This is a genomic window from Bacillus sp. P4_D3 (genome assembly GCF_056401855.1).
This window is the reverse complement of record NZ_JBFUIN010000372.1, coordinates 1-3088: the sequence shown is the minus strand read 5'-3', so window position 1 is coordinate 3088 and position 3088 is coordinate 1. Positions and strand designations below refer to the sequence as shown.

5 protein-coding genes and 1 pseudogene are annotated in these 3088 nt (G+C 34.4%); 4 read left to right on the top strand and 2 right to left on the bottom strand.

The features are described from left to right. The 3 genes and pseudogenes from brnQ4 to AC1DTM_RS21255 all read left to right on the top strand — a co-directional run. A pseudogene (brnQ4, locus tag AC1DTM_RS21265) lies at positions 1 to 861 on the top strand (branched-chain amino acid transport system II carrier protein BrnQ4); the annotation flags it as partial. 66 nt (positions 862 to 927) lie between these two features. Next, positions 928 to 1257 (top strand): chaperone CsaA, encoded by a 330-nt coding sequence (gene csaA / locus AC1DTM_RS21260; RefSeq protein ID WP_002200758.1) that lies wholly within the window; start codon positions 928 to 930, stop codon positions 1255 to 1257. Continuing rightward, on the top strand, positions 1238 to 1804 hold the full coding sequence (locus tag AC1DTM_RS21255; protein ID WP_477000809.1) for a DUF1572 domain-containing protein: 567 nt from the start codon (positions 1238 to 1240) through the stop codon (positions 1802 to 1804). The genes csaA and AC1DTM_RS21255 overlap by 20 nt, the downstream gene beginning before the upstream one ends. Here AC1DTM_RS21255 and AC1DTM_RS21250 read toward each other — a convergent pair. Both AC1DTM_RS21250 and AC1DTM_RS21245 read right to left on the bottom strand, forming a co-directional pair. Then, positions 1777 to 2082 (bottom strand): hypothetical protein, encoded by a 306-nt coding sequence (locus tag AC1DTM_RS21250; protein ID WP_016104628.1) that lies wholly within the window; start codon positions 2080 to 2082, stop codon positions 1777 to 1779. The genes AC1DTM_RS21255 and AC1DTM_RS21250 overlap by 28 nt on opposite strands. A 4-nt stretch (positions 2083 to 2086) precedes the next feature. Continuing rightward, the gene (locus tag AC1DTM_RS21245) at positions 2087 to 2392 is read right to left on the bottom strand and encodes a hypothetical protein (RefSeq protein ID WP_002200755.1); all 306 of its coding nucleotides are present in this window, start codon (positions 2390 to 2392) and stop codon (positions 2087 to 2089) included. An 89-nt stretch (positions 2393 to 2481) separates the two neighbouring features. Here AC1DTM_RS21245 and AC1DTM_RS21240 point away from each other — a divergent pair. Continuing rightward, positions 2482 to 3088, top strand: a 607-nt coding sequence (locus AC1DTM_RS21240; protein WP_477000808.1) for a stage II sporulation protein P, incomplete at its 3' end; no start/stop codon positions are given.

Below are 3088 nucleotides of genomic sequence, written 5' to 3'. Positions count from 1 at the left end.
GTATTAATAGTTGCTGTTATTGTCGGAAAGGCAATTATTGATCCGATTGGAACACCGGCGGAACCGTTAGCTGCTTATAAAGAAAATGCTTTCTTTGGAGGGTTTATTCAAGGGTATTTAACGATGGATGCAATTAGTGCTCTTGTGTTTGGAATTGTTGTTGTACAAGTTATTCGCTCAAAAGGAATAAAAGAGAGCGGACAAATCGCAAAAATAACAGTCGTATCAGGAGTAATTGCTGTAATAGGTTTAACGTTAATATATTTATCACTTGCTTATCTAGGTTCAACAAGTACATCACTTGGTGTTTCAGAGAACGGTGGTCTTATATTAACGAATGTTGTAAATGAGTTGTATGGAACGAGTGGGAAAATTTTATTAGGACTTGTTATTACACTTGCTTGTTTAACGACTTCGGTTGGATTAGCATCTGCCTGTGCAGGCTTCTTTACAAACTTATTCCCGAAATTTTCACATAAAACGATTGTAACAATAGTATGTGTATTTAGTTTAATTGTATCTAACTTAGGATTGACACAATTAATCGCAGTAACTTTACCAGTGTTAATGATCATTTATCCAGTTGCAATTGTATTAATTGTACTTTCGTATTTCCATAAATGGATTGGAAAGCGTAATACAATTTATATTGGTGCAATATTAGGTGCATTGTCGATTAGTTTATTTAATGGTTTAGAAAGTGCGAACATCAAAATTGACGCAATTTCAAATGTACTACAAATGTTACCGTTATATAAAGAAGGAATAGGGTGGTTAATCCCAGCATGTATTGGCGGGGTTCTCGGTTTCTTCTTCTATAAATCAAATGAATCAAGTGAGTTACAAAAGAAAGGTGCCTAGGCGCCTTTCTTTTTTTGAAGGGGATTTTTATGTTTCGTCTAAGTAATAATTGGGAGGATTGATAAAATGGCTAGTTTTGAAGATTTTTTAACTTTGGATTTGCGTATTGGGACGGTAAGAAAGGCGGAGGAATTTAAAGAAGCAAGGATTCCTGCAATTAAGTTAGAGATTGATTTTGGAGAGTTAGGGGTTAAGCAATCAAGTGCTCAAATTACGAAAAGATACAATCCAGAAGATTTAATTGGTCAACAAGTCGTTGCTATAGTGAATTTCCCGCCAAAGCGTGTGGCAGGATTTAAATCGGAAGTACTTGTACTTGGCGGAGTTCCTGAAGCTGACGATGTTGTTTTACTTCAGCCTAATATGGAACTACCGAATGGAACGAAAATTAGTTAGTGTGAAGGTAGGTGTTAATTTGGATATTAGACGAKAGTATTTAAAATGTGCCATTTCGAATTTTAAAGCAACACAAAACCAAGGAGAACGAGTACTTTCTCAATTATCTTATGAACAGATAATGTGGTCTTCTCATGAGGAGACAAATAGTATTGCGATTATTATTAAGCATTTACATGGTAATATGCGTTCAAGATGGACAGATTTTTTAACGTCTGATGGTGAAAAAATAAATCGTAACCGAGATGGTGAATTTGAAGGAGGCTATCATTCAAAGGAAGAAGCCCTTGCAGCGTGGCAAGAAGGGTGGGAATACGTTTTTAAAACGATGAATACTATAATGTCTGAACACTTATTAAAGACAGTATACATTCGCGGAGAAGAACACACTGTAATGCAAGCGATCGAAAGGCAAATTTCTCATTATGCTTTACATATTGGACAAATCATTTACATTGGTAAAATGTTAAAAGAAAATGATTGGGAGTGTTTAAGCATTCCTAGAGGTCAGTCTACTAGTTATTTACAGAAAAAACGTTCAACGTAATAATAGGAAAGAAACCGATATAAAATAGGAAGCAAAAAAATAAGCCAAACGATAGATGGCTCCGTGAACATTAGAATGCTACCCGCAATAAGCCCATATATAATAAGAAAGAAACCAAAGAGTGTATTTATAGGAATAAAACGTGAGACAAATAATTGCTGATTTTTGAAACAAGTGTTGTGAAATAAATAAAAGCGGAAATGCCATGTAGAGGTAATAAGATCTTTCTTTCTCGCTATTCTTTTTTTGCATTTATGACAGATAAATGGTGTCCGCATTTCGTTACACTCCATTTTTGGAATTCATTAGTTTCATAACAATTTGAGACAAAATTAAGTACAAAGTGTATACCCCTATATACGCTCCTGCAAGTAGAAAAAATGGATTTAGTAAAATTCCATGAATGCTTGTCATGAAAACTAAATTTTGTATTAAAACATCATATATATTAATAGAAATAATTGTCCCGAGTACATACAGTGCTAAGTATGCGAAAATATGTAGCGTAATACGAATTTTAGGATGTAAAGCAAACAAATAAAAAATAAATGATAAGACGATTGGTAATGTTCCTATTAGTAGCTTCAATTCATTTCACCTCATTAACAATATAGCCGGAATTTAAGCGGTCTATTCTCTAGAGCTTGTACATAACTTGAAATAGAGAGGGTGATAGTATGAATCGAGGCTTTTTTTACGTGAAATTAACAAGTGTACGCAAGTTAATTATATTTGTTATTACTACGGTATTAGCGACTTTCTTTCTTATTAGTGTAATGGTAACTTCCATGAAAGAGACAAAGTCAACGTATTTATATAATTGGTTAAATGAGTTATCAATGAATGGTTACATGTACGTTATTGGGAAAGAGAATCATTATTTTACACAGGAGTACCGGAATTTGAATCAAGACTTTTCTATTTCTTCATTCCTCTTTTCGATGGCTACGAATATTCGTTTTGATGATGTACGTAGTTTTGTCGGAAAGGAGCTTCCGGGATTTGGAAAGTATGATACAGAAATCGTTATAGCAGGTGAAGGAACAAGTTACTCCAACTTACCGATAGAATCGAGTGTTCCTCTTGAAGAAGTAGTGAAGGAACGGACTGGAGAAGCTGGACAAGTTCCTAAGCCTGATCCGAATAAAGAGAAGAAACAACCATCTCAAACGACGGGAAAAAGACAAGTTGCATTGATTTATCATTCACATAGCTGGGAATCTTATTTGCCGTTACTCAACTTAACGAATGACCCAAATCCAAATAAAGCAACGAGTTCTGTAA